The organism is Lentzea alba (genome assembly GCF_011067745.1).
GTDB classification, from domain to species: Bacteria; Actinomycetota; Actinomycetes; order Mycobacteriales; family Pseudonocardiaceae; genus Lentzea; species Lentzea alba.
Genome location: NZ_JAAMPJ010000010.1, coordinates 136,845 through 158,275, shown reverse-complemented (window position 1 = coordinate 158,275; position 21,431 = coordinate 136,845). Strand labels below are relative to the sequence as shown.

Here is a 21,431-nt window from a genome sequence, read left to right as displayed (position 1 = left end):
GCTCCTCGATATTTGCGGCGATCTCCTGCTGGGTCTCGTCGAGCTGAAAGTCCATCAGGGCTCACTGCGTCAAATTTCCCTGGGCAATCCGAGAATCCGTTCGCCGGCGAGGTTCATCAGCACTTGCGTGGTGCCGCCCGCGATGCTCAGGCACCGCGTCAGCAGGAACTCGTGGACCAGCTCGTTGTCGGCCGCCGCATCGGGCCCGAGCAGCTCAACGGCGAACTCGGCGACGTCCTGCCGTTGCCGCACCCCGACCAGCTTGCGCACGCTGGACTCCGCGCCCGGCTCCTGCCCGCTCAGCACCCGCAGGCTCGCCCTCAGGTCCAGCGCGGACACCGCGAGCCCCTGGGCCACCAGTTCGCCGAGCCGTTCCGGGTGTTCGGCGGCTTCCGGTTGGCGCAGAACACGTTCCAGCGCCTCACCCAGCGACGACCCCATCGCGACGCGTTCATTCGCGAGGGTCGTGCGCGCCAGCCGCCAGCCGTCGTTGACCGCGCCGACCACGCAGTCGTCCGGCACGAACACGTCGTCGAGGAAGACCTCGTTGAACCGCGCGTCGCCGGTGATCTCCCGCAACGGCCGGACGTCGACGCCTTCAGCACGCATGTCGACCAGGAAATACGTGATGCCCTTGTGCTTCGGCACGCTGGAGTCCGTGCGGGCCAGGCAGATCGCCCAGTCGGCCTGATGCGCGAGCGACGTCCACACCTTCTGCCCGGTGAGCCGCCAGCCGCCCTCAGTCCTGACCGCTTTGGTGCGCAACGAGGCCAGGTCCGAGCCGGCTTCCGGTTCACTGAACAGCTGGCACCAGGTGAGCTCGCCGCGCAACGTGGGTCGCACGAACCGTTCCTGCTGCTCGGCCGTGCCGTGCCGGAGGATCGTCGGCCCCGCCCAGCCGCCGATGATCAGGTCCGGCCGGCGCACCCCGGCACGCGCGAGCTCGTCGTCGATCACCATCTGCCGGGCCGGTGAGGCGTCCTGCCCGTACGGCCGAGGCCAGTGCGGCACCAGGAACCCGCTGTCCGCCATCCGTTCCCGCTGCCGCGTCGCGTCCAGCCCGGCGATCTCCTCGGCGAACGCCCGCACCTCGTCGTCCCGTTCGACGTCGAGGGAGTGCGACCTGCGCGCCCCTTCCAGCGCCAGCTCGGCGACCCGCCGACGCCACCGCGCGACACCGCCCGCGAGCTGCTGCAACGCCAACGCACGCCGCAGGTAGCGATGCGCGTCGTGCTCCCAGGTGAACCCGATCCCGCCGAGCACCTGGATGCAGTCCTTGGCGTTGCGCACCGCCGCGTCGAACGCCACCGCCGCCGCGACCGCCGCCGCCAGCGGATGCTCGTCGTCACCGACCGAACTCGCCGCGTCCCACGCGACCGAACTCGCCTGCTCGGCGCGGCACAACATCTCGACGCACAGGTGCTTGATCGCCTGGAACGACCCGATGACACGCCCGAACTGCTGCCGCTGTTTCGCGTACTCCACCGCGGTGTTCAGGCACCACGTGGCCACCCCGCTCGCCTCGGCGGCCATCAGCGTCACCGCGAGGTCGGTCGGATCGTCGACCTCGACCCCAGGCGCGTCGACCACGACCGATCCGAGCGAACGGGACAGGTCGACGGCTTCGAGCCCGGTCACCTGCCCGACCGGCACGAGTCTCCACGAGCCGTCGCGCACCAGCACGTGCGTCGCCTCGGCGGCACCCACCACGTGCTGTGGCGAAAATCCGAACCCGGCGACCCCGTCGAAATCCGGGAACAGCACCGAAACCAGCGCCGTGGGCAGCAACGGCCCCGGTACCAGGTTCTCCGCCGCCCGCTCCAGCATCACCGCGAGATCGGCGACCGTGCCGCCCTCCCGCGTCACCTCGAAGAACCCGACCCGGACGAGATCAGCCCACTCGCCCTTGGCCGCGTCCACGCTGTCCCGCAACGCTCGTTGTTCCCCGGTCGTGGCGATCGGCATGCGGCCTCCTCGAATACGTGAAGGAGTTTATAGAACGTGTTCTAATTCCGGCAACAGATCATGGCCGCGAAACCGATCGAGTATGATGCGAGGGCAGCTGCAACACGTTCCAGGAGGATCATCTCCGTGTCACCTTCGAAGTCGCGCACGGACGCGCTCATGGCGGGCGAGGAGCTCAGCTCCGCAGCCCAGCGCGAACGGCGCAAGCGGATCGTCGACGCGACCATCGCGCTGGCGTCCAAGGGCGGGTTCGACGCCGTCCAGATGCGCGCCGTCGCGGACCGCGCGGACGTCGCGCTGGGCACGTTGTACCGCTACTTCCCGTCGAAGGTCCACCTGCTCGTGTCGAGCCTCGCCGTGGAACTGGAGCGCGCCCAGGAGAAGATGGACCGCACCACGGTCCCCGGCGACAGCCCCTACGAGCGCGTGCTGTTCGTGCTCGGCCGCATCACCCGCGGCCTGCAGCGCAACCCGCACCTCACCGAGGCGATGACCCGCGCGTTCACCTTCGCCGACGCCTCCGCCGGCGCCGAGATCGACCGCGTCTCCTGGCTCATGGAGTCGATGTTCACCCGCGCGATGAGCGAGGAGGAGCCGACCGACGAGCAGAAGGCGATCGCCCGCGTGATCGGCGACGTGTGGCTGTCGAACCTGGTCGCCTGGGTGACGCGCCGCGCCACGGCCACGGACGTCGCGAACCGCCTCGAACTCACCGTGCGCCTGCTGCTCAAGTGAGAGCGGGTAGTCCTGGGGAATGACCCCGGAGTCCCACTCCCGAACGATGCCGGTGCACCCGTGACGCCCTAACGTCTGTCCTGTGAAGACACTCATCGTCCTCGCCGTGCTGGCCGTGATCGGTGGTGGCACGGTGTTCCTGGTGAACCAGAAAGGCGGCTGGTCGACGCTGACCGGCAAGGCCTGGGCCATCACCTACGAGGTCAAGGCCCAGCCCGCCGACACGGCCGTGGACGTCACCTACGCCGAGAACGCCGACCGGTACCGCAAGGAAACGCCGAAGACCTTCACCACGAGCAAGCCGCTGCCGTGGCAGTACGAGGCCGTCATCAACGCGGGCGAGAAGGCGCAGGTCAGCGCCACGCCCAAGGGCGACCAGGTGCTGACCTGCCGCATCCTGCTCGACGGCATCAAGGAACTGGCGACCGCGACCGCGAAGCCCGGCCAGAAGGTCACCTGCGAGGCCGTCACCGCCGGCTGATCACGCGGACGGCTCGTCCTCGTCGCCCGGTTCGAGCTGCGGCGGTGGGTCCTGCGGGAGGTTCTTCAAGGTCTGGTTGATCATCTGCTGGCCCACCACGAGCGGCATGGCGCCGTTGGCCGCGCCGGCGTCGGTCACCACGCTCGGCGTGTTGAAGTCCTTCAGCTGCCCGAGTGACTGCAACAGCACCTCCGACTGCACGCCCCACACCTTGGCCCTGGCCTCGTTCTCCGCCACCGGGACCGCGGCCTCCTCGCGCGCCGTCTCGAGGCGCAGGCGCTTGATCTTCTCCTCGACCTCGGCGTTGCGCAGCCGGTACGCCAGCGAGTCCTGCTCGTCGCGTTCGCGGGCTCGCTGACGGCGCCGCGCATCGAGCTCCGGGTCCTCCGACTCGAAGTCGCTGAGCGTCGTCCGGCCGGCCTCCACGCCCCACTCGGCGAGCGCCTCGGCGACCTTGGACTCCAGTTCCATCCGGACCTCGTTGAGTCCCTCGATGAACTGCAGCACCTCGTACTCCGAGGCACAGCTCTCGAAGTAGCCCTTCACGGTGCGGCCCAGCACGCGTTCGACGAACCGCTGCACGGGCGCGGGGCTCTGCACGTCGCCGAGACCGGTCATGTCGCGGTCCTCGCCGAACCGGCGCACCAGCCGTGGCGCTGCTTTGGCCGGGATGCGGATGATCTGGGTCATCGTGAACAGCAACCGGTGGCCCTCGACGTTGGCGACGATCTGGTCCAGCGCGGCGTCGTAGCGGTCGGCGGTCTTGGTGTCGCTGCGTTGCCAGTCCAGCGTCAGCTCACGGGTCGGGATGATCACGACACGGGCGAACCACGGGTTGATGCGGTAGACACCGCCGTGCGACAGCGTTTCGGCTTGGGCGCCGCGACGGCCGCCGTTCGCCAGGAACACCCAGGGTTTCTGGAAGCTCGCGTGGCCGGGCACGATCGGGCCGACCGCGTTGTCGTCGTCGTCCGGTGCCGCGCCTTCCTTGGCGATGACGACGCCGGTGGCGCCTTCCGGGATGCTGATGTCCATCAGGTCCGAGCGGGTGAGCTCGTACTTCTCCTCCTCCCCCAGCGTCTCCGTCGTGATGACCTCGAACAGCTCCGGGTTGATGTCGTAGTAGGCGCCGCCGGGCAACACCATGGGCTGCTTGCCCATCTGCCCACCGTTCAACAGGAACGTACGGCCGTCCTGGAAGTAGTCGCACTCCACGTGGTCGCACAGGGTCCGCTCCACCGGCGGCACGGCGCCGACCTTCGCGATGACCAACCCGATCGTGCCGGTGGGGACGTGGGTGCGCTCGACGTTCCTGATCCGGAACAGCAGCGGTGGCAACAGGTAGCGGCGGTCGGCCTGCAAGGTCGCCGCCTGCACGCCCTGGCCGCCGTGCACGCGCACCGGGTACTTCTCGCTCTTCAGGCTGCCGAACCGACGGTGGACCAGGCCGATCTTGCCGGTCGGCACCGACTGGTAGCCGGTGAGCGCCACCGCCAGAGCGGCGATGGCGGCGATCACCAGAACGACGATGAAGGGTGTCATCGAACCTCGCTGTTCCGCAGTCTTGTGTGCACGGCCATCACCGTGTCGGTCCACTTGTCGTGCCAGCTCTCGTACCGTTCGAGCTGTGGGTTGCGCATCGTCGGGAAGAAGCCCGGCGGGAAGTCGTCGGCGGCGACGAGCTCCTCGTACAGCGGGGAAACCTCGCCCCGCAGGCCCTTCCACCCCACCGACAACGCCAGCGCGAGGAAGTCGCGGTGGCGGCCGGGCGGTGCGCCGGGCGGCGGTCCGGGGTGCCGGGCGAGCTGCACGGCGAACCCCTGCTGGGCGAACTTCGCCCACAGCGCGTCGATGTCGGCGAGCAGCCGGGCGGGCAGCTTCGCGCCGTCGGTCCGGCGCAGCCATCCCTTGTCCAGTCGCCGCGCGGCGTCCAGCAGCAGCGACGTGGTCAGGATGTCGGCGTGCGCGAACTGGCGTTCTTCCAGCGCGTGCCGCAACTTCCGCAGCGAGGTCTCGGCCGGCACCGCGGTCACCGGCACGACCGGGCTCGGCCTCGGCGCCGGCGGGGTGCGCTCCTCCAGCAGGTCGCGCAGGTCGTCGAGCTCCCGCGTACCCGGCAGCCGGCCGTCCCTCGCGTCGAAGAAGCTGGTGGCGGCCAGGAGGAAGTGCCGATGCCCGCGCAACAGGATCGGCAGGAACGGCCGCCCGAACCGCTGACCTTCGAGGATCTCCCGCTCGACCCACTCCGAGCGCTCGGACGCGGGCGACATGATCACGATGATGCCCGGCGCGGCGGACAGCCTGTCGCGGATCTCGACCGGAACCCTTGCGCCCCACCGCAGTTTGGCGTCGAGCCAGACCGGGAGAGCGGCGGCCTCCAGGTGCTCGGCCAGCCGCTTCACGTAGGCCGCGTCCGCCTGCGTGTACGAGAGGAAGAAGCCAGAGGGCCCAAACGACATGCCGCAAGTTATCCCCGCGACCACTGCTCCAGACAGACGCGTCCACGCATTGTCCTTCTATTGGCCAATTCGTGAATTCAGCCTGATGAACCGGTATACAGCCACAAACAGGACGAAACAGCGTGATACATCGGATCTATTAGTACCGGAACTCCCGTTACCGGCCAGATTCGGCACGTTGGCGCCTTGACCCATCGGATCGATACTGCTTGTGTGGCCCCGAGCACAGGGGGTCACAGATGACAACCAGCAGGCGGCAGTTCTTCGGCCAGGCGGCGGCGGTGTCGGCCGGCGTCGCGTTGTCCGCACCGGCGGCCGAGGCGTTGGCGAACGGGGCCGCGCCCGATGCCCCAGGCCTGGTCGAGGTCGCGTTCAAGGTGAACGGCGAGCGCCAGAAGCTCAGTCTCGATCCACGGGTGACGCTCCTCGACGCGCTGCGGGAACGACTCGGGCTCGTCGGCACGAAGAAGGGCTGCGACCGCGGGCAGTGCGGCGCCTGCACCGTGCACGTCGACGACCGGCGGGTGCTCTCGTGCCTGACGCTGACGGCGACCTTGCAGGGCAAGGAGGTCACCACGATCGAGGGCATCGCGCACGGCGACGAGCTGCATCCCGTGCAGCGGGCGTTCATCGATCACGACGGCTTCCAGTGCGGGTTCTGCACGTCCGGGCAGATCATGTCCGCGGTCAAGGTGGTCGAGGAACGCGAGGTGCGCACCGACGACCAGATCCGGGAAGCCATGTCCGGCAACATCTGCCGCTGCGGCGCCTACCCGAACATCCTCGAAGCGATCAAGCAGGCCAAGGAGAGCTGATGCGCGCGTTCGACTTCGCCACGGCGTCGACCGTCAGCGACGCCCTGAAGCTCGCCAGGCCGGGGTCCGCGTTCCTGGCCGGCGGCACCACCCTGGTCGACCTGATGAAGCTCGACGTCATGACGCCCGACCGCGTGATCGACGTCAACGCCCTGCCGCTCAAGGGGATCAAGCTGCGGGACGGTGCCCTGCACATCGGGGCGATGGAACGGATGGGTGACGTGGCCGCCCATCCCGTCGTCACGTCCGTGCACCCGATGATCTCGCGGGCGTTGCTGCTCAGCGCGTCCGGGCAGTTGCGGAACATGGCGAGCATCGGCGGGAACCTGATGCAGCGCACGCGCTGCGACTACTTCCGCGACGTCACGTCGGCGTGCAACAAGCGCCTGCCGGGCAGTGGTTGCCCCGCGCTGACCGGGATCAACCGCGGCCACGCGATCCTCGGCACCAGCGACTCCTGCGTCGCGACCCACGCCAGTGACGTCGCCGTCGCGTTCGTCGCGCTGGAGGCCCAGGTCGTGCTCCGGAGCTCCGACGGCGACCGGACGGTGCCGCTCGAGGACTTCTACCGGCTGCCGGGCAGCACTCCGGAACGGGAGAACGTGCTCGGACCGGGCGAGCTGATCACCGAGGTGGTCGTGCCCACACTGTCCTGGGCGCGGCACTCCACCTACCTCAAGATCCGTGATCGGCAGTCCTACGAGTTCGCGCTCACGTCCGTCGCGGCGGCGATCAGCCTCAAACGGGGCGTGGTGCAGGACGTCCGGCTCGCGGCCGGCGGGGTGGGCACGAAACCGTGGCGCTTGCGAGCCGTCGAGGAAGCCCTGAAAGGCGGTGTGGCGATGGAACGGACCTTCTCCGACGCCGTCGAGTCCGCAGTGGACGGAGCACGGCCATTGGCGCACAACGCGTTCAAACCAAGTCTGTTGAAACGCTCCATCGTGCGCGCCCTGCTCGACGCGGCGGGTGTGCGGTGATCGGGCACGACGTCGACCGGGTCGACGGCCGCATCAAGGTCACCGGCGCGGCACCGTACGCCGCCGACACCAAGATCCCCGGTGTCACCTACGGCTACCTGGTGACCAGCACCGTCGGCCGCGGGCAGATCACCGGCATGGACACGGCCGCGGCACTCGCCTCCCCCGGCGTGCTCGCCGTGTACACACCGTTCAATCCGCTCAAGCTCTTCGCGTACGTCCAGGAGCAGAACGATGAGCGGCTGCCTCCGTTGCAGGACAAGGAGATCCGGTTCTTCGGCCAGGCCATCGGGTTCGTCGTCGCCGAGACGTGGGAACAGGCGCGCGACGCCGCCGGCCTGATCACGACGACCTACCAGCAGCAACCGCCGATCACCGAGTTCCCCGGCCGCACCCTCCAGAAGTTCGACGAGGTCGAGGAGGTCGTCGGCGCCCAAACCCTGGGCGACATCACCTTCACCGCCAGCTACACGACACCGTTCCAGCACCACTGCGCGATGGAACCGCACGCGACCGTGGCGACCTGGAACAACGACCACCTCACCGTCTACACCGTGTCCCAGGGCGCGTTGCTGGTGCAGCGCAGGCTGTCCGAGACGCTCGGCGTCGACCCGGTGAAGATCCACGTGCTCAGCCCGCACGTGGGCGGCGGGTTCGGCGGCAAGTGGGGCAACTGGGCGCAGGTGCCGCTGGCGTGCGCGGCGTCCAGGGCGCTCGGCCGGCCGGTCAAGGCGGTGCTCACCCGCGAGCAGGTGTTCGCGATGGCGGGACACCGGCCGATGACCAGGCAGACCATCTCGATGACGTGCACCGCGGACGGCAAACTCACCTCGATCGTCAACGACGGCGTGACCAGCCGCGGTCTCGGCGGCAACTGGTCCGAGTCCGTGGCGAACTGGACGCTCACCACCTACGCGAGCCCGAACATCCGCGTGACCAAGACGATCATGCCGCTCAACCTCGGCGCCGCGACCGTGATGCGCGCACCGGGCGAGGCGAACGGCTCGTTCGCCCTGGAGAGCGCGATGGACGAACTGGCGGAACAGCTCGGCATCGACCCCGTCGAGATGCGGCTGCGCAACTACGCGACCCTCGTGCCGAACACCGGGAAACCGTGGTCCAGCAAGCACCTCGACGAGTGCTACCGGCGCGGCGCCGAGGAGTTCGGCTGGTCGCGCCGCGCCAAGCAGGTCCGCGCGACCGTCGACGGCGACTGGCTCGTCGGCACCGGCATGGCCACCGCGACCTACGGCGCGTCCCGCGGGCAGGCGTCCATCAAGGTCAGGCTGTACCCGAACGGCACGGCGTCGGTGTCCGGCACCGCGGCCGACCTCGGCACCGGCCAGTACACCGTGTTCGCCATCCTGGCCGCCGACGAGCTGGGCATCCCGGTCGCCCGCGTACGCCCGGAGCTCGGCGACTCCACCTCGCCCGCCGCGGCCAACGCGGGTGGTTCGAACTCCACGTGTACCAACGGCCCTGCCGTCCAGGTCGCGGCCAGGTCCGTCCAGACCGAGCTGATCACATTAGCCGTCACGAACCCGCGTTCTCCGTTCCACGGCAAGGATCCCGCGTCGATCGTGTACCGCGACGGCAGCGTGTCGTCCGGCGGCCTGACGATGAGCTTCGGCACGCTGCTCACGACGTGCGACGTCGGTGGCGTCGAAGCGATCGGCACCTCACCTAGGCTGGTCGACCCGGAACACGGCTACCGTTCGTTCGGCGCGCACTTCTGCGAGGTGCGCGTGCACCGGCTGACCGGCGAACCGCGGGTGACCCGGTGGCTGTCGGTGTGCGACGCGGGCACGATCGTCAACACCAAGGCGGCCCGCAGCCAGATCCAGGGCGCCGTCGTGATGGGCATCGGCCAGGCGTTGCTGGAGGCCACCGAGGTCGACGCCAGCGCCCGGTTCACCAACGCCAACCTCGCCTCGTACCTGGTGCCGGTGCACGCCGACGTCCCGCGCATCGACGTCCGGTTCCTGGACCACCCGGACCCGCTGGTCAGCGGGCTCGGTGCGAAGGGCATCGGCGAGCTCGGCATCGTGGGCGTGGCCGGCGCGATCGCGAACGCCGTCCACCACGCCACCGGTGTCCGGGTCCGCGATCTGCCGATCACACTGGACAAACTGCTGGGGTGAGCTACACGTTGTCGACGTGCTCCACGCCGGCACTGCGGTAGCTCTGCACCGCCGTCTTCACCTCGGCCGGGCTGAGCACCTGGTCCTTGGCGAAGTACACGTAGTCGACCTCCTGCTGGTAGGCCCGCTCGGCGCTGCTGCCCTGCAGACCGCCCGAGATGAACCACAGGTTGAAGTTGATCGACATCGGCGTCTCGGGGTAGTACCTGTCACCGTGGTCGGCAACGAGCGTGCCGTCGATGTAGTACTTCACGCGGCCGTTCGCGACCTGGAAAACCAGGTCGTGCCAACCGTGGTAGCTCGCGCGCTGTTCGTTGTGGATGTTGTCGGCGACCCACGGCTCGTTCTGGTAGGTCTCCCAGGTGGTCTCGTACATGATGTTGGCCGGTTCGCCCCAGCCGCCGTTGGGCAGGTACTCGAAGTCGATCTCGCCGTAGTTCGGGTCCATCGGGGCGTTGAGCGGGGTGATGGTGAAGAACGTCTGCACGACGTGGTCGCCGTCCGGGCCGAAGACGGGCGCGTCGCTGAACTTCACCCTGGACGCGTAGGTGCCCTCGAAGAACTTCCGCTGGTGGAACAGCTCGGTCTGCCTTGCCGCGGAACCGTTGTTCCACGAGTCGAGGCGCATGACCTTCTGGCCGTCCACGGTCGGGAACGTCACGCGCGACGGGTCCCATTCGGCGCCGGGCACGCCGGGGCCGCCACCGCCCGACCGGACGGTCCAGCCGCGCTGGCCGATGCGCGAGTCGCTGGAGCTGGTGTAGCTGAAGTCGTCGAACATCTTGGGGCCGTTGGGGTTCGGCGGTGTGGACGTCGTGGTGGTCGTGGTGGGCGGGCTGCCACCGGGCGGGGTGCCCCACAGCAGGGTGCCGCCGCGGTGGACGGTCACCTTGTGCCACGCCGAGTACGTGCTCTCGCCGCGGAACGAGTAGTCGTCGGACTGGGTGATCGGGCCCCAGTTCGTGCGGTAGAAGCGGAGTTGCAGGTCGCCGGTGTCGGCTCCGGCGTTCAACGTGCCCGCCCCGGTGGTGAAGCCGACCTCCAGGTAGCGGTCGGCCGAGCCTCCGGTCAGGGTGCCGAACTGGCCGGTGACGTTGGCGCAGCCGCGGACAGCCCACGAGCAGGCGAACCGGTAGCCGACGTCCGGGGTCTCGCCGCGGAAGTAGTAGCGGATCTTGACGTCGGACAGCGGCACGCTCGTGGTGCCGGAGTTGACCAGCTTGAACCACGGTTCGACCTGATCGGTGGTCGCACCGGACGCGCTGGTCCGGTACTGCGCGGTGATCGCGTCGGCGGCGAAGGCGTTGGGCGCGACGGCCACTGCGGCCACGGTCAGCGCCGCGCAGGAAACGGCTATGAGTGCTCGCAAGGTTCTCTCCTCACTTCGGCAGGGATGGACAGTGCGGCGAGCCTTGATGCGTGGTAGCGCATCCGGGTGGTGAAGCCCTCCCAGTCCGGTCGCTGCGACCAGAGGGTGTCGGCCAGCGCGACGAGACGCGGGAAGGCCAGGTATTCCAGGTGTTTCCGGGTGCGGACGTGCTCGGTCCACAGCTGGCACTGGGCGCCGAGCACGCCGTCGGGCAGCGGCACGTGGTAGACGTCCTTCGTCGTGACGACGAATCCGGGCTGGCCGGGTGGTTCGTGTCCGCCGTCCGACTGCGGGTAGTCCAGGTAGGTGGCCGTGTGCGGGGTCATCACCACCGGCTGGCCCTGCTCGAGTGCCTTCGCGGCTTGGGTTTCGTCCTTCCACGGCATGATGACGGACCGTGGATCACCGGTCGGTTCCCAGGCCGCGGGGATGCGGCCGCGGTCGAGCAGATACTCGGCGGCCTGGTTGAGGAATCGGCCGTGCACGTCCTCCGGCAGCAGGCATTCGTCGCCGCCGAGGTGGACGTGCTCGTTCGGGAAGACCTCCATTACCTCGGCCAGCACCTCGCGGACGAAGCCGGCGGCGTGCGGGCCGAACGCGGCATCGCTGATGCCCCACCGGGTCCAGACCGGCAGTGGTTCCGGGGAGATGCCGAGGTCGGGGTAGGCGGCCAGGGCCGCGCGGGCGTGGCCGGGCATCTCGATCTCCGGCATGATCGCGATGCCGCGCTCGGCCGCGTGCGCGACGAGCCCTTCCAGTTCGGCGCGGGTGTAGACGCCGCCGTGGGGCGTGCCGTCGCCGTTGGTCTCGGTGCGCCAGCCGCCGATCGAGGCCAGCTTCGGGCGGCGCGGCACCGGCATCCGCCAGCCCTGGTCGTCGGTCAGGTGCAGGTGCAGGACGTTGAGCTTGTGCAGGGCCATCAGGTCGATGAACCGCCGCAGCACGGGCACCGGCTGGAAGTGCCGGGCGACGTCGAGCATGAACCCGCGCCACGGCAACCTGGGCACGTCGCGGACGTCGACACCGGGCAGCGTCCAGTCCACTTCGGACACCCTGCTCGACCGGAGCGCCTCCACCGGCAGGAGCTGGCGGATCGTCTGCACGCCGTGCGCGAGGCCGTTCGGCGTGCCGGCGCGCAGCAGGACGCCGTGTTCGTTCACGGTCAGCGCGTAGCCTTCCGCGCCGAGCCCGACGAGCTTGGCGTCCAGGGCGATGACGACCTGGCCGTGGTCGGCGATCGGCAACGGCAGCCCGGTGGCCGGCCGCAGGAGGGTGCGGAGCAGTCCGGCAGCCTGCTCCGCGCCGGGCGTGACCCGCACGCTCGTGCCGCGGTCGAACGTGAAACCCCTGCCGCGCCGCACGACTCTGGTCGGGAGCGGGACGATCATCCCTTCACCGCCCCTCCGACGATGCCGGTGGTCACCCGGCCCTGCAGCACCACGAAGATCAGCAGCACCGGCAGCATGAACAGCGTCGAAGCGGCCATCGTGGCGCCCCAGTCGGTGCCGAAGGTGTTGTTGAACGACGACAACCAGACCGGCAGTGTCCGGTCGTCCTGGTCCTTGATGATCAGCACGTTGGCGAAGGCGAACTCGTTCCACGCGGTGATGAACCCGAACAGCGAGGTTGCCAGCAAACCCGGCGCCAGCAACGGGAACACCACCCGCCGGAACGCCTGTCCGCGCGAACAGCCGTCGACCTGAGCGGCCTCCTCCAGGTCGACCGGGATGGCCGCCAGGAACCCGCGCAGGGTCACGATGGTGAACGGCAGCGTCATCATGAAGTAGACCAGCGTGAGCATCCAGAGCGTGTCGAGCATGCCGGTGTCCCTGGCGATCACGTAGACCGGGATCAGCAGCGCCTCCCACGGCGTCATCTGCGCGACGAACACCATCAGCACGAACGCTCTCCTCCCCTTCCACCGCAGCCGAGCGATCGCGAACGCGGCGAGCAGGGCGATGACCAGGGAGAGCAGCACCGCTCCGCCCGCGACGAGCAGGCTGTTGCGCCAGAAGGAGAAGAACCCCTTCGCGGCGATCGCCGTGCCGAAGTGGTCGAACGTGACCGCAGCCGGGAAGAACGTCGGTGTCGCGCTCTGGATGTCCTTCGTGGGTTTGAAGGCCGTGAGCACCATCCAGTACACGGGGAAGACCGAGATCACGAAGACGAGGAGTGCCGCCGTGGTGCGCGCGAACCGGCTCATGATTCCCGCTCCTGCCGGTAGAGCTCGCGGAAGTACGCCAGCAACGCGAGCACGAGCAGCACCACCATGAGCATCGACACGGCCGCGCCGAGGTCGTAGCGCTGCAACGACTGCGCGACCTGGAACGCGTAGACCGGCAACGTCGTCGTGGCCTGACCCGGACCACCCTGGCTGATCACCCAGATCTGCACGAACGCCTTCACGACCCAGATCACCTCCAGGCACGTGATCAGCCCGAACATGGCGCGCAGCACGGGAAACGTGATGGTCGAGAACACCCGCCACGCGCCGGCGCCGTCGATCCGCGCGGCCTCGTAGAGCTCCTGCGGCACGGTGATCATCGCCGCGTACAGCGACAGCGCGGCGAACGGGATCGACTGCCAGACGATCAGCGTCACGAGGATCCCGAACGTCGCCTCGCCGTCGGCGAACCACGTGTAGTCGCGGTACTCCTCGAAACCCAACGTCACCAGTGCCCAGTTCACGACCCCGAGCCGGGATTGGAAGAGCCACTGGAACACCGTGGTCGCCGCGATGATCGGCGTCGCCCAGGTCAGCACGAGGCCGCCCATCACGAGCAGCCTGAGCCACTTGTTCAGGCGTACCAGCAGAAGCGCGACCAGCGTCGACAACACCATGATCAGCACGACGTTGATCGCGGTGAACCACAACGTCCTGCGCACCACGGCCCAGAACTCCGGGTCGGACAGCACTCGTGCGTAGTTCGCGAGCCCGACGAACTCGGCGTCACCGCGCACCAGCTGCGGCAGCCCGAACTCCTGCAGCGAGATGATCACGTTGCGGATGAGCGGGTACAGCAGCAGATACGCGGTGGCGAGCAACGTGGGCGCGATCAGCAAATACGGCAGGATCGGGCGCTTGCGGCGTCTGGGTGTGGCCGGCGCGGTCGCCCGCACCGGCCGCTGCGCCAGGAGCGTCATTTGCCGGAGTTCAGCGCTTGGGTGATGACCTCGTCGGCCTTCGCGGCCGCAGTTTTGGGATCGGCGCCGGTGAGAACCGCGGTCTGGAACTCCTTGATCGGGTTGCGCGCCTCGACCGCCGCCCAGTTCGGCGAGTTCGGCGTGGCATGTCCATTGGCCGCACCGACCGCCATCGCCGCCGTGCCGGGATCGCCACCGACCTCCTTGGCGAGCGACTTGCGGTTCGGCACGTAGTTCATCGCCTTCGCCAGTTCGACCTGCCACTTCTCGCCAGCGAGCGCCTTGACGACCTCGTAGGCGCCTTCCTGGCGGGAGGACGCGAGCGGGATGATCAGGTCCGAACCGCCGGTGAACACCGCGCCGGGCTGATCGGCCGTCTTGCCGGGGATCGGGAAGAACCCGATCTTGCCCTCCAGCGCCGGGTTGGCCTTGACGACGAGCTTGGCCGCGCCCGGCACCGCGATGAACTGCGCGACCTTGCCGCCCGCCACCACGTCGGTCTGCTGCGGCTTGGCCTCGTCGGAGTCCTTCGGCCCGTCCCCCAGCGTCTGCAGCCGCCGGTAGAAGTCCATGCCCGCCAACGCTTCCGGCGTGTTCAGCGAGCCTTTCCACTGGCCACCGTCCTGTTTAGCCAGGTCGCCACCCTCGTCCCAGACGAAGCCCGAGAGCGTGTACCAGTTCTGGCCGGGCAGGTAGATGCCCTGCTGATCACCCTGGTCGAGCTTCGCGGTGGCGGCGAGCCACTCCTCGCGGGTCTTCGGTGGCGTCACCTGCGCCGCCTCGAACAGGTCCTTGCGGTAGATCACGACCCGGTTGGCCGCGTAGAACGGAACACCGAACTGCTTGCCGTCCACCGCACCGGGTTCCGCCAGCCCAGGAATCCAGTCTTCGCCGTGAAGCTCGGCTTTGCGGTTCGTCAGGTCCGTGACGCCCTTGCTGGCCACGTACTGGGCGACCTGGGTGTTGCCGACCTCGATCACGTCCGGCGGATCCGTGCTGGCCAGCGCACTGGTCACCTTCTGCGTGATGCCGTTCCACTCCTGGATCTGGATCTTCACGTCGAGGTTCGCGTGCTCGCGTTCGAACTCGCTCTCGAACCTCGTCACGAAGTCGTCCGTGGCCGTGTCCTTCATCAGCCACACGGTGATCTCCTGCTTCTCATCACCCCCTCCCGCGGACGTGCCGCAGGCGGACAACGCGAGTGCAAGAACGAGCAAGGCAGCGGAGCGCGACACGACTCACCTCTCGCTGGGGGATATGACCAATTGGTCAGGTCCGATGGAGTGGGTAGAAAGTGGCATAGACCACTTCTCAGGTCAAGCCCCAGCTCGAAGGCGTGAGAACGCTCCCGATCTTGCACTGTCTGGTTGCTTACCACTGGTATGCCATACTGGCCGCCGACGAAGCGGAGAGGCATGGGCGAAGCGATCCTCAAGCGCGAGCGGGTCCGCGACCACCTGCTCGAACTCATCGAGACCCACCCGGCGGGAGCCCCGATCCCGGCCGAACGCGTGCTGTGCCAACAACTCTCGGTGTCCCGCCCCACGGTGCGCTCGGCCGTCGAGGAACTGGTCAACACCGGCCTGCTGGTCCGCCAGCACGGCCGCGGCACCTTCGTCGCCCGCGCCAAGATCACCCAGGAAATGGTCTCCGGCACCGGCTCCATGTCCCTGCCCCAGGCCTCGGGCACGTGGTCGTCCCGGGTGCTGGAACACGCCCGCATCCCGGCGGGCGCCCGAGTAGGCCGTCGCCTGCACCTCTCGCCCGCCGCCGAGATCCACTACATCGCCCGCCTGCGCCTGGTCGACGGCGAACCGATGGCGCTGGAGTACCTGCACGTCCCCGCGGCCGTCGCGCCCTCGTTGACGTTGCACGACATGGAGTCCGGCGATTTCTACGAACGGCTGCGCGAGCACGGCGTCCACGTTTCCGAGGCGGTGCAGTCGATCGAGCCGACGGTGACGAACGAGTCCGAGGCTTCCTTGCTGGGCGTGCCCGAGCTCGCGCCCGCGTTGTTGTTCGAGCGGCTCACCACCGACTCCGAAGGGCGGCAGGTCGAGTACGTGCACTCGATCTACCGGGGTGACCGGTACCGGATCGTGTCGAAGCTGACTTTGGGCGACCAGCCGCGCAGCACGGTGGACGTGCAGGCGAAGATCGGCAACTCGAACCCGTTCTGACGCAACGCGGTGATAGGTTCCGTCGATGGTCGTCTCTGATCAACATCCGACGGTGAGCGCAGAGGATCGGCGCGGTGTGCTGGAGTGTGCGGCCGATCTGCTGGAGGGCCGGTACGTCCTGACCGAGGTCGGCCGGTCGCTGGCGCAGCAACTCCGGCGCGACGCCGCCGCCGATCGCTGGCAGGCGCTCACCGACGCCAGTGAGTTCGCCGCGGCGCTCACCGAAGAACTTCGGGCTGTTTCCGACGACGGGCACCTGGCCGTGACCTATTCCGCGGCGGAGTTGCCGGCGGTCGAGATCACCGCCGGCGACGCCTACTCGGAGGAGGAAGCGGAGCGTTACTACGGCCGGCGGGTCAACCACGGCTTCGAGAAGTTCGAGCTGCTGCCGGACAACATCGGCTACCTCAGCTTGCGCGTGTTCGCGCCGTCGGCCATGGCCGGCGACGTGGCCGCCGCCGCCATGACGTTGCTCGCCCAGGCCGACGCGATGATCGTCGATCTGCGTCGCAACGGCGGTGGTCACAGCGACATGGTGGCCCTGCTCGCCGCTTACCTCTTCGACCACAGCGAACCGCTGAGCAGCACCTACCACCGCCCTGAAGACCGGCTCACCACCAGCAACACACCGGCCTGGGTCCCAGGGCGCCGGTACGGCGCCACCAAGCCGGTGTACCTCCTCATTTCTCCGAAGACGTTCTCCGCCGCCGAGCACTTCGCCTACGACCTGCAGGCGCTGGGCCGGGCCGTGGTGGTGGGCGAGCGCAGCGGCGGAGGCGCGCACCCGTTCGAGTACCGGCGGCTGCACCCGCACTTCGTGTTGTGCCTGGCCGAATCCCGATCCATCAACCCGATCACCAACGGCAACTGGCAGGGCGTCGGGGTCGTCCCGGACGTCGCGGTGCCGGCGGATCAGGCGCTTGATGCCGCACTGGAACTCGCTAGAGGAACCGCGCGCTCTGGCTGTCGATGAACGTCTGCGCGCGCTCCAAGGTGTGCGAGGCATAGGTGCCACCAGCCCGCGCCTCCAGCAGCGCGTTCTGCTGAGCCTCCATCATCATCCGTTGCAGCTCCCGGCGCTGGTGCATCGGGCTGTCCGGATCCTGTTCGACGAACATCTTCTCGACACCCTCGCTCATCGCGAGCGTGCGTTCCCGAGTCTGCTCCAGCAACTGCGAGTCGAACTCCTTCCCGTTCTCCCGGCACAACTCGGGATTGCCCAGCAAACTGTGGGTGGCGGTCATCAGCTCGCCCGCCAGTCGCGCGTACTCCCGCCGCTCGTGCTCGGCGTCGTTACCGCGAACCCCGAGCCACCGGATCACCAACGGCAGCGAACCGCCCTGCACGACCAGCGTGACGATTGCGACCGTGAAGGCGATCAGGATCAACTCCGGCCGGTGCGGCAGGTCCGTGGGCAACGTCTGGGCGGCGGCCAGCGTCACGACACCGCGCATCCCCGACCACGCGAGCACGGCACCGCCGCGCCAGCTGAGTCCTTCGCTCGCGTAGAAGGCCACGTCGGCCTGCCTGCGTTGCAGCGCACGGACTCCCCGGTCGTACCTGCGCTCCTCACCGGGACGAGGGCCGCGCGCGGTGAAACGGTCCAAAAAGGACTCCATCTTGTCGGCGAACGCGTCCGCGCGCCGCTGCTGACGGCGCAGCAGCGCGATCAGCGGGATGACGAACACCCCTCGCAGCAACACCAGAGCCGAGGTGACCAGCAGGCCGATCACGAGGGTCCGAGCCAGCCCCTCCTTCGCCACGTCGCTGATGACCGAGGTGAGCTCGAAGCCCATCAGCAGGAAGACGCCGTTCTCCAGCAGCAGCTGGATCGTGCGCCAGTTCGTGCGTTCGGAGATGCGGTCGTGCGCGGCGAACTGGCGGGCGCTCAGGTGTCCGGTGATCAGGCCGGCCACGACGACGGCGAGCACGCCGGACGCGTGCACCTCCTCGGCCGGGATGAACGCGAGGAACGGCACGACGTACGAGATCGCGGTCGTCAGCACCGGCTGTCCCTGGATCCGCGAGCGCACCAGCACCGACCCGATGCCGACCGCCGCCCCGATCACCACGCCCACGGATACGGCGAACGCGAAGTCGCCCAAAGCACCGCCGAACGACACGCTGGCGGTGATCGCGACGATGGCCGTGCGCAGCAACACGAGCGCGGTGGCGTCGTTGACCAGCCCTTCGCCTTCGAGAATCGTCACGAGCCGCGGTGGCAGACCGAGCTTCTTGCCGATCGAGGTGGCGGCGACCGCGTCCGGCGGGCTCACCACCGCACCGAGCGCCAACGCCGCCGCGAACCCGATCTCCGGCAGCAGCCACCAGATCAGCAGTCCCGTCCCGAACGCCGACACGGCCACCAGCAGCACCGACAGCGACCCGATGGTCGCGAAGTTGCGCCGGAAGTCCACCACCGGCACGTTCACCGCCGCCGAGTACAGGATCGGCGGCAGCACGACCGTCAGGATCCACTCCGGCTCCACGAACACGTGCGGCGCGCCGGGCAGCTGACTGCACCCCATGCCGACGAGCACGAGCAGCACGGGCGCCGCGACGCCCAGCTTCGGAGCGAAGTACGACACCGCCACGATGATCAGCACGCCCGCGACCGCGAGCATCGCCAGTTCCTGCATGACGTGCAGTTTGTCTGATGGAGACCGATCTTGCCCGTGGAGTGTGGGCGATCAGTCCCGAGGTGAGCCGGCGGCGGGCAGGACGTGACGGCCCTCGCGATCGGTGCTCAGGCACAACGAGCAGATCTCTCCGCCGATCGCGCTGGCCGTCATGTCCGGCCGCTCGTAGGACTCCCCGCACACCACGCACTCGTAGAGCGTCCCGCTCGGGTTCCCGTCCGCGTCCAGCACCGGTTCCGCGATGCCGTCGTCGGTGCGGCGCAGGTAGAACCGGCCACGCGTGAGCACCGCGAGCAACGGCGTCAGCACGATCGGGATGCCGACCGCCACCAGCGGTGAGTAGGGCTGCACGGCCGGGCCGAACAGTCCGAAGTAGACGGAGATGGACAGGATCGACGAGGCGAGGAACGACCCGACGCCCACCGGGTTGACCGCGTAGAGCATGCCCCGGCGGAACTCCGGCAGCTTCGGCGACAGCTTCAGCAGGTACTTGTTGATCGCGATGTCCGCGGCGACCGTGACGACCCACGCCATCGCGCAGTTCGAGTAGAAGCTCAGCAGGTTGTTCAGGAAGCTGAACATGTCCGCTTCCATCAGCACCAGCGCGATCGCGAGGTTCACCAGCACGAACACCAGCCGCCCCGGGTAGTGCTTGGTGACGCGGGTGAACGAGTTCGTCCACGCCAGCGACCCGGAGTAGGCGTTGGTGACGTTGATCTTCACCTGGCTCAGCACCACCAGCACGAGCGCCAGCGGCACCACCAGCCACGGCGGCATGAACTGCTTGAACACCCCGGTGAACTGCTCGATCGGCTCGACGGCGGCGACCTTCCCGACCGCGTCGAGCACGTAGACGGCCATGAACACGCCGATCGCCTGCTTGAGCGCGCCGAACACCACCCAGCCCGGTCCGGCCAGAATCGTCGCCGTCCACCAGGCCCGCTTGTTCTCGGCGGTCCGCGGCGGCATGAACCGCAGGTAGTCGATCTGTTCGCCGATCTGCCCCATCAACGACAGGCACACGCCCGCGCCGAGCATCACGGCCGCCGTGTTGACCCCGGTGTCGCCGTAGGCCAGCCAGCGGTTCACCGAGTCGGGGTCGGCGATCACCAGGTACAGCAGTGGAGCCACCATCAGCAGCAACCACAACGGGTTCGTCCAGCTCTGCAGCTTCGCCAGCACCTTCATCCCGTAGATCACCAGCGGGATGATCACCAGTGTCGACGTCGCGTAGCCCAGCCACAGCGGCAACCCGAGCGCGTAGCGCAGGCCCTGCGCCATGATCGAACCTTCGAGCGCGAAGAAGATGAACGTGAAGCTCGCGAAGATCACACTGGTGATGACCGACCCGTAGTAGCCGAACCCGGATCCGCGCGTGATGAGGTCGAGGTCGATGTTGTACCGGGCCGCGTAGTAGGCCAGCGGGAACCCGGTCACGAAGATGACGATCGCGGCGAACCCGATGGCCAGCAACGCGTTCCCGGTGCCGTGCGTGAGCCCGATGCCGGCGCCGATCGAGAAGTCGGCCATGTAGGCGATCCCGCCCAGCGCCGACGCCCCGACGACCGACGGCGTCCAGCGCCGGTAGGTCCGCGGCGCGAACCGCAGCGTGTAATCCTCCAGCGTCTCCTTGGACGCGGCAGCCGGCGCGCGCTCCACAACCTCGTCAACCGTCATAGTTGCCGACGCTAAGAAACCCGCGTTTCAGGCGATCACCGCTTGTGTGACGGACGTGTGACGCTAAGTTCACCGATCATGGATGACCTGGTCGAGTTCATGAAGGAACGCCGCCGCGCCGACGAAGCGGCCGCACAGGCCTGGGCCGCCCGCTCCGCCACCATCACCGCGTGGGCCCAGAAGGTCGCGTCCCTCCTGACGAGCCACCAGATCCCGGCCGGGCAAACCCTCTACGACCGCGTCGGCGACCAGAAGGTCCGCATCGCCGCCGGCTGGCTGGTGCTCACCACGCGGACTCCGAGCGGCTCGCATCCCGGCGTGCTCAAGGACGCCGGGATCCTCCTCACCCCGAGCGGGGAGCTCTGGCAGTACGACAACGAGTGGCCGATGTCCGCCCGCCTCACCGCGACGATCCCCGCGTTCCGCACCGCCGAGGGTGCCGCGCTGATGGCCCGGTGCGAGTGGATCCTCGACAACGTCATCGAGGCGTTCGCGGACACGCTGGACCGCAACGGCATCGACGTCACCGAACTCGAAGGGCTCTGAGCCGTGCCCGACCGGCCTGAGATCGTCTGCATCTGCGGCTCCACCCGGTTCGTGGACGAGATGCGTGCGGCGAACCGTGAACTGACCCTCGCAGGTGCCATCGTCGTCGCGCCGACCGAAGCAGGCGAGTTGATCACCAACGAGCAGAGGACCGCGCTGAACGCCCTCCACCTGCGCAAGATCGACCTGGCTGACCGGGTTCTGGTCGTCAACCCCGGCGGATACATCGGCGAGGCCACGAGCGGGGAGAGCGCACATGCCCGCGCCACCGGCAAGCCGATCTCGTTCACCGATCCCGTCTGA

The 21,431-nt window shown here is 68.5% G+C and carries 19 protein-coding genes; 9 read left to right on the top strand and 10 right to left on the bottom strand.

Annotated elements, in window-relative coordinates; all coding sequences use genetic code 11:
- Positions 1-69 precede the first annotated feature (69 nt).
- The gene (locus G7043_RS31920; protein ID WP_166052030.1) at positions 70-1,965 is read right to left on the bottom strand and encodes an acyl-CoA dehydrogenase family protein; all 1,896 of its coding nucleotides are present in this window, start codon (positions 1,963-1,965) and stop codon (positions 70-72) included.
- Between the two features lie 159 nt (positions 1,966-2,124).
- Here G7043_RS31920 and kstR point away from each other — a divergent pair, with 159 nt between their 5' ends.
- Both kstR and G7043_RS31910 read left to right on the top strand, forming a co-directional pair.
- Positions 2,125-2,700: a cholesterol catabolism transcriptional regulator KstR gene (gene kstR / locus G7043_RS31915; RefSeq protein ID WP_242642927.1), complete on the top strand. Its 576-nt coding sequence runs from the start codon at positions 2,125-2,127 to the stop codon at positions 2,698-2,700.
- Positions 2,701-2,782: 82 nt separating this feature from the next.
- Positions 2,783-3,181 (top strand): hypothetical protein, encoded by a 399-nt coding sequence (locus G7043_RS31910; protein WP_166052025.1) that lies wholly within the window; start codon positions 2,783-2,785, stop codon positions 3,179-3,181.
- Here the strand turns inward: G7043_RS31910 and G7043_RS31905 are convergent, their stop codons facing one another.
- Both G7043_RS31905 and G7043_RS31900 read right to left on the bottom strand, forming a co-directional pair.
- Positions 3,182-4,723, bottom strand: coding sequence for an SPFH domain-containing protein (locus G7043_RS31905; protein ID WP_166052023.1), 1,542 nt, complete (start codon positions 4,721-4,723; stop codon positions 3,182-3,184).
- On the bottom strand, positions 4,720-5,640 hold the full coding sequence (locus G7043_RS31900; RefSeq protein ID WP_166052021.1) for a TIR domain-containing protein: 921 nt from the start codon (positions 5,638-5,640) through the stop codon (positions 4,720-4,722). The genes G7043_RS31905 and G7043_RS31900 overlap by 4 nt, the downstream gene beginning before the upstream one ends.
- Positions 5,641-5,879: 239 nt before the next feature.
- On the opposite strand from G7043_RS31900, the gene G7043_RS31895 reads away from it, so the two are divergent.
- From G7043_RS31895 to G7043_RS31885, 3 genes are read left to right on the top strand one after another with little or no spacing between them, the layout of a single operon-like run.
- Positions 5,880-6,455 carry a (2Fe-2S)-binding protein gene (locus G7043_RS31895; protein ID WP_166052019.1) on the top strand — a complete coding sequence of 192 codons (576 nt, stop codon included), beginning with the start codon at positions 5,880-5,882 and terminating at the stop codon, positions 6,453-6,455.
- Positions 6,455-7,432 carry an FAD binding domain-containing protein gene (locus tag G7043_RS31890; protein WP_166052017.1) on the top strand — a complete coding sequence of 326 codons (978 nt, stop codon included), beginning with the start codon at positions 6,455-6,457 and terminating at the stop codon, positions 7,430-7,432. The genes G7043_RS31895 and G7043_RS31890 overlap by 1 nt, the downstream gene beginning before the upstream one ends.
- Positions 7,429-9,573, top strand: a complete 2,145-nt coding sequence (locus tag G7043_RS31885) for a xanthine dehydrogenase family protein molybdopterin-binding subunit (RefSeq protein WP_166052015.1) — start codon at positions 7,429-7,431, stop codon at positions 9,571-9,573. The genes G7043_RS31890 and G7043_RS31885 overlap by 4 nt, the downstream gene beginning before the upstream one ends.
- A 1-nt stretch (position 9,574) precedes the next feature.
- On the opposite strand, the gene G7043_RS31880 is transcribed toward G7043_RS31885, so the two are convergent.
- From G7043_RS31880 to G7043_RS31860, 5 genes are read right to left on the bottom strand one after another with little or no spacing between them, the layout of a single operon-like run.
- Positions 9,575-10,942 carry a cellulose binding domain-containing protein gene (locus tag G7043_RS31880; RefSeq protein ID WP_207312001.1) on the bottom strand — a complete coding sequence of 456 codons (1,368 nt, stop codon included), beginning with the start codon at positions 10,940-10,942 and terminating at the stop codon, positions 9,575-9,577.
- Complete coding sequence (locus G7043_RS31875; RefSeq protein WP_166052013.1) at positions 10,927-12,330, bottom strand: beta-N-acetylhexosaminidase; 1,404 nt, start codon at positions 12,328-12,330, stop codon at positions 10,927-10,929. The genes G7043_RS31880 and G7043_RS31875 overlap by 16 nt, the downstream gene beginning before the upstream one ends.
- Positions 12,327-13,145, bottom strand: a complete 819-nt coding sequence (locus G7043_RS31870) for a carbohydrate ABC transporter permease (protein WP_166052011.1) — start codon at positions 13,143-13,145, stop codon at positions 12,327-12,329. The genes G7043_RS31875 and G7043_RS31870 overlap by 4 nt, the downstream gene beginning before the upstream one ends.
- Positions 13,142-14,086, bottom strand: coding sequence for a carbohydrate ABC transporter permease (locus tag G7043_RS31865; protein ID WP_207312000.1), 945 nt, complete (start codon positions 14,084-14,086; stop codon positions 13,142-13,144). Before G7043_RS31865 ends, G7043_RS31870 begins: the two co-directional genes overlap by 4 nt.
- Positions 14,083-15,321: an extracellular solute-binding protein gene (locus G7043_RS31860; RefSeq protein ID WP_313888175.1), complete on the bottom strand. Its 1,239-nt coding sequence runs from the start codon at positions 15,319-15,321 to the stop codon at positions 14,083-14,085. Before G7043_RS31860 ends, G7043_RS31865 begins: the two co-directional genes overlap by 4 nt.
- Before the next feature lie 180 nt (positions 15,322-15,501).
- On the opposite strand from G7043_RS31860, the gene G7043_RS31855 reads away from it, so the two are divergent.
- A complete protein-coding gene (locus tag G7043_RS31855) occupies positions 15,502-16,266 on the top strand; it encodes a GntR family transcriptional regulator (RefSeq protein ID WP_166052009.1) in 765 nt (254 codons plus the stop codon).
- A 52-nt stretch (positions 16,267-16,318) separates the two neighbouring features.
- Positions 16,319-17,239: a S41 family peptidase gene (locus G7043_RS31850; protein WP_166052007.1), complete on the top strand. Its 921-nt coding sequence runs from the start codon at positions 16,319-16,321 to the stop codon at positions 17,237-17,239.
- Here G7043_RS31850 and G7043_RS31845 read toward each other — a convergent pair.
- Together G7043_RS31845 and G7043_RS31840 are read right to left on the bottom strand one after the other, a co-directional pair.
- Complete coding sequence (locus tag G7043_RS31845; RefSeq protein WP_166052005.1) at positions 17,208-18,905, bottom strand: cation:proton antiporter; 1,698 nt, start codon at positions 18,903-18,905, stop codon at positions 17,208-17,210. The two genes, G7043_RS31850 and G7043_RS31845, sit on opposite strands and share 32 nt — an antisense overlap.
- A 51-nt stretch (positions 18,906-18,956) precedes the next feature.
- Positions 18,957-20,582: a purine-cytosine permease family protein gene (locus G7043_RS31840; RefSeq protein WP_166052003.1), complete on the bottom strand. Its 1,626-nt coding sequence runs from the start codon at positions 20,580-20,582 to the stop codon at positions 18,957-18,959.
- A gap of 78 nt (positions 20,583-20,660) precedes the next feature.
- On the opposite strand from G7043_RS31840, the gene G7043_RS31835 reads away from it, so the two are divergent.
- Both G7043_RS31835 and G7043_RS31830 read left to right on the top strand, forming a co-directional pair.
- A complete protein-coding gene (locus G7043_RS31835; RefSeq protein WP_166052001.1) occupies positions 20,661-21,128 on the top strand; it encodes a hypothetical protein in 468 nt (155 codons plus the stop codon).
- 3 nt (positions 21,129-21,131) lie between these two features.
- Complete coding sequence (locus G7043_RS31830) at positions 21,132-21,431, top strand: hypothetical protein (protein WP_166051999.1); 300 nt, start codon at positions 21,132-21,134, stop codon at positions 21,429-21,431.

Bases quoted from the DNA above. Each gene is read 5' to 3' on its own strand.
- G7043_RS31920 (WP_166052030.1), bottom strand. From the start codon at position 1,965: ATGCCGATCGCCACGACCGGGGAACAACGAGCGTTGCGGGACAGCGTG.
- kstR (WP_242642927.1), top strand. From the start codon at position 2,125: ATGGCGGGCGAGGAGCTCAGCTCCGCAGCCCAGCGCGAACGGCGCAAG.
- G7043_RS31905 (WP_166052023.1), bottom strand. From the start codon at position 4,723: ATGACACCCTTCATCGTCGTTCTGGTGATCGCCGCCATCGCCGCTCTG.
- G7043_RS31900 (WP_166052021.1), bottom strand. From the start codon at position 5,640: ATGTCGTTTGGGCCCTCTGGCTTCTTCCTCTCGTACACGCAGGCGGAC.
- G7043_RS31895 (WP_166052019.1), top strand. From the start codon at position 5,880: ATGACAACCAGCAGGCGGCAGTTCTTCGGCCAGGCGGCGGCGGTGTCG.
- G7043_RS31890 (WP_166052017.1), top strand. From the start codon at position 6,455: ATGCGCGCGTTCGACTTCGCCACGGCGTCGACCGTCAGCGACGCCCTG.
- G7043_RS31875 (WP_166052013.1), bottom strand. From the start codon at position 12,330: ATGATCGTCCCGCTCCCGACCAGAGTCGTGCGGCGCGGCAGGGGTTTC.
- G7043_RS31870 (WP_166052011.1), bottom strand. From the start codon at position 13,145: ATGAGCCGGTTCGCGCGCACCACGGCGGCACTCCTCGTCTTCGTGATC.
- G7043_RS31865 (WP_207312000.1), bottom strand. From the start codon at position 14,086: ATGACGCTCCTGGCGCAGCGGCCGGTGCGGGCGACCGCGCCGGCCACA.
- G7043_RS31855 (WP_166052009.1), top strand. From the start codon at position 15,502: ATGGGCGAAGCGATCCTCAAGCGCGAGCGGGTCCGCGACCACCTGCTC.
- G7043_RS31845 (WP_166052005.1), bottom strand. From the start codon at position 18,905: ATGCAGGAACTGGCGATGCTCGCGGTCGCGGGCGTGCTGATCATCGTG.
- G7043_RS31840 (WP_166052003.1), bottom strand. From the start codon at position 20,582: ATGACGGTTGACGAGGTTGTGGAGCGCGCGCCGGCTGCCGCGTCCAAG.
- G7043_RS31835 (WP_166052001.1), top strand. From the start codon at position 20,661: ATGGATGACCTGGTCGAGTTCATGAAGGAACGCCGCCGCGCCGACGAA.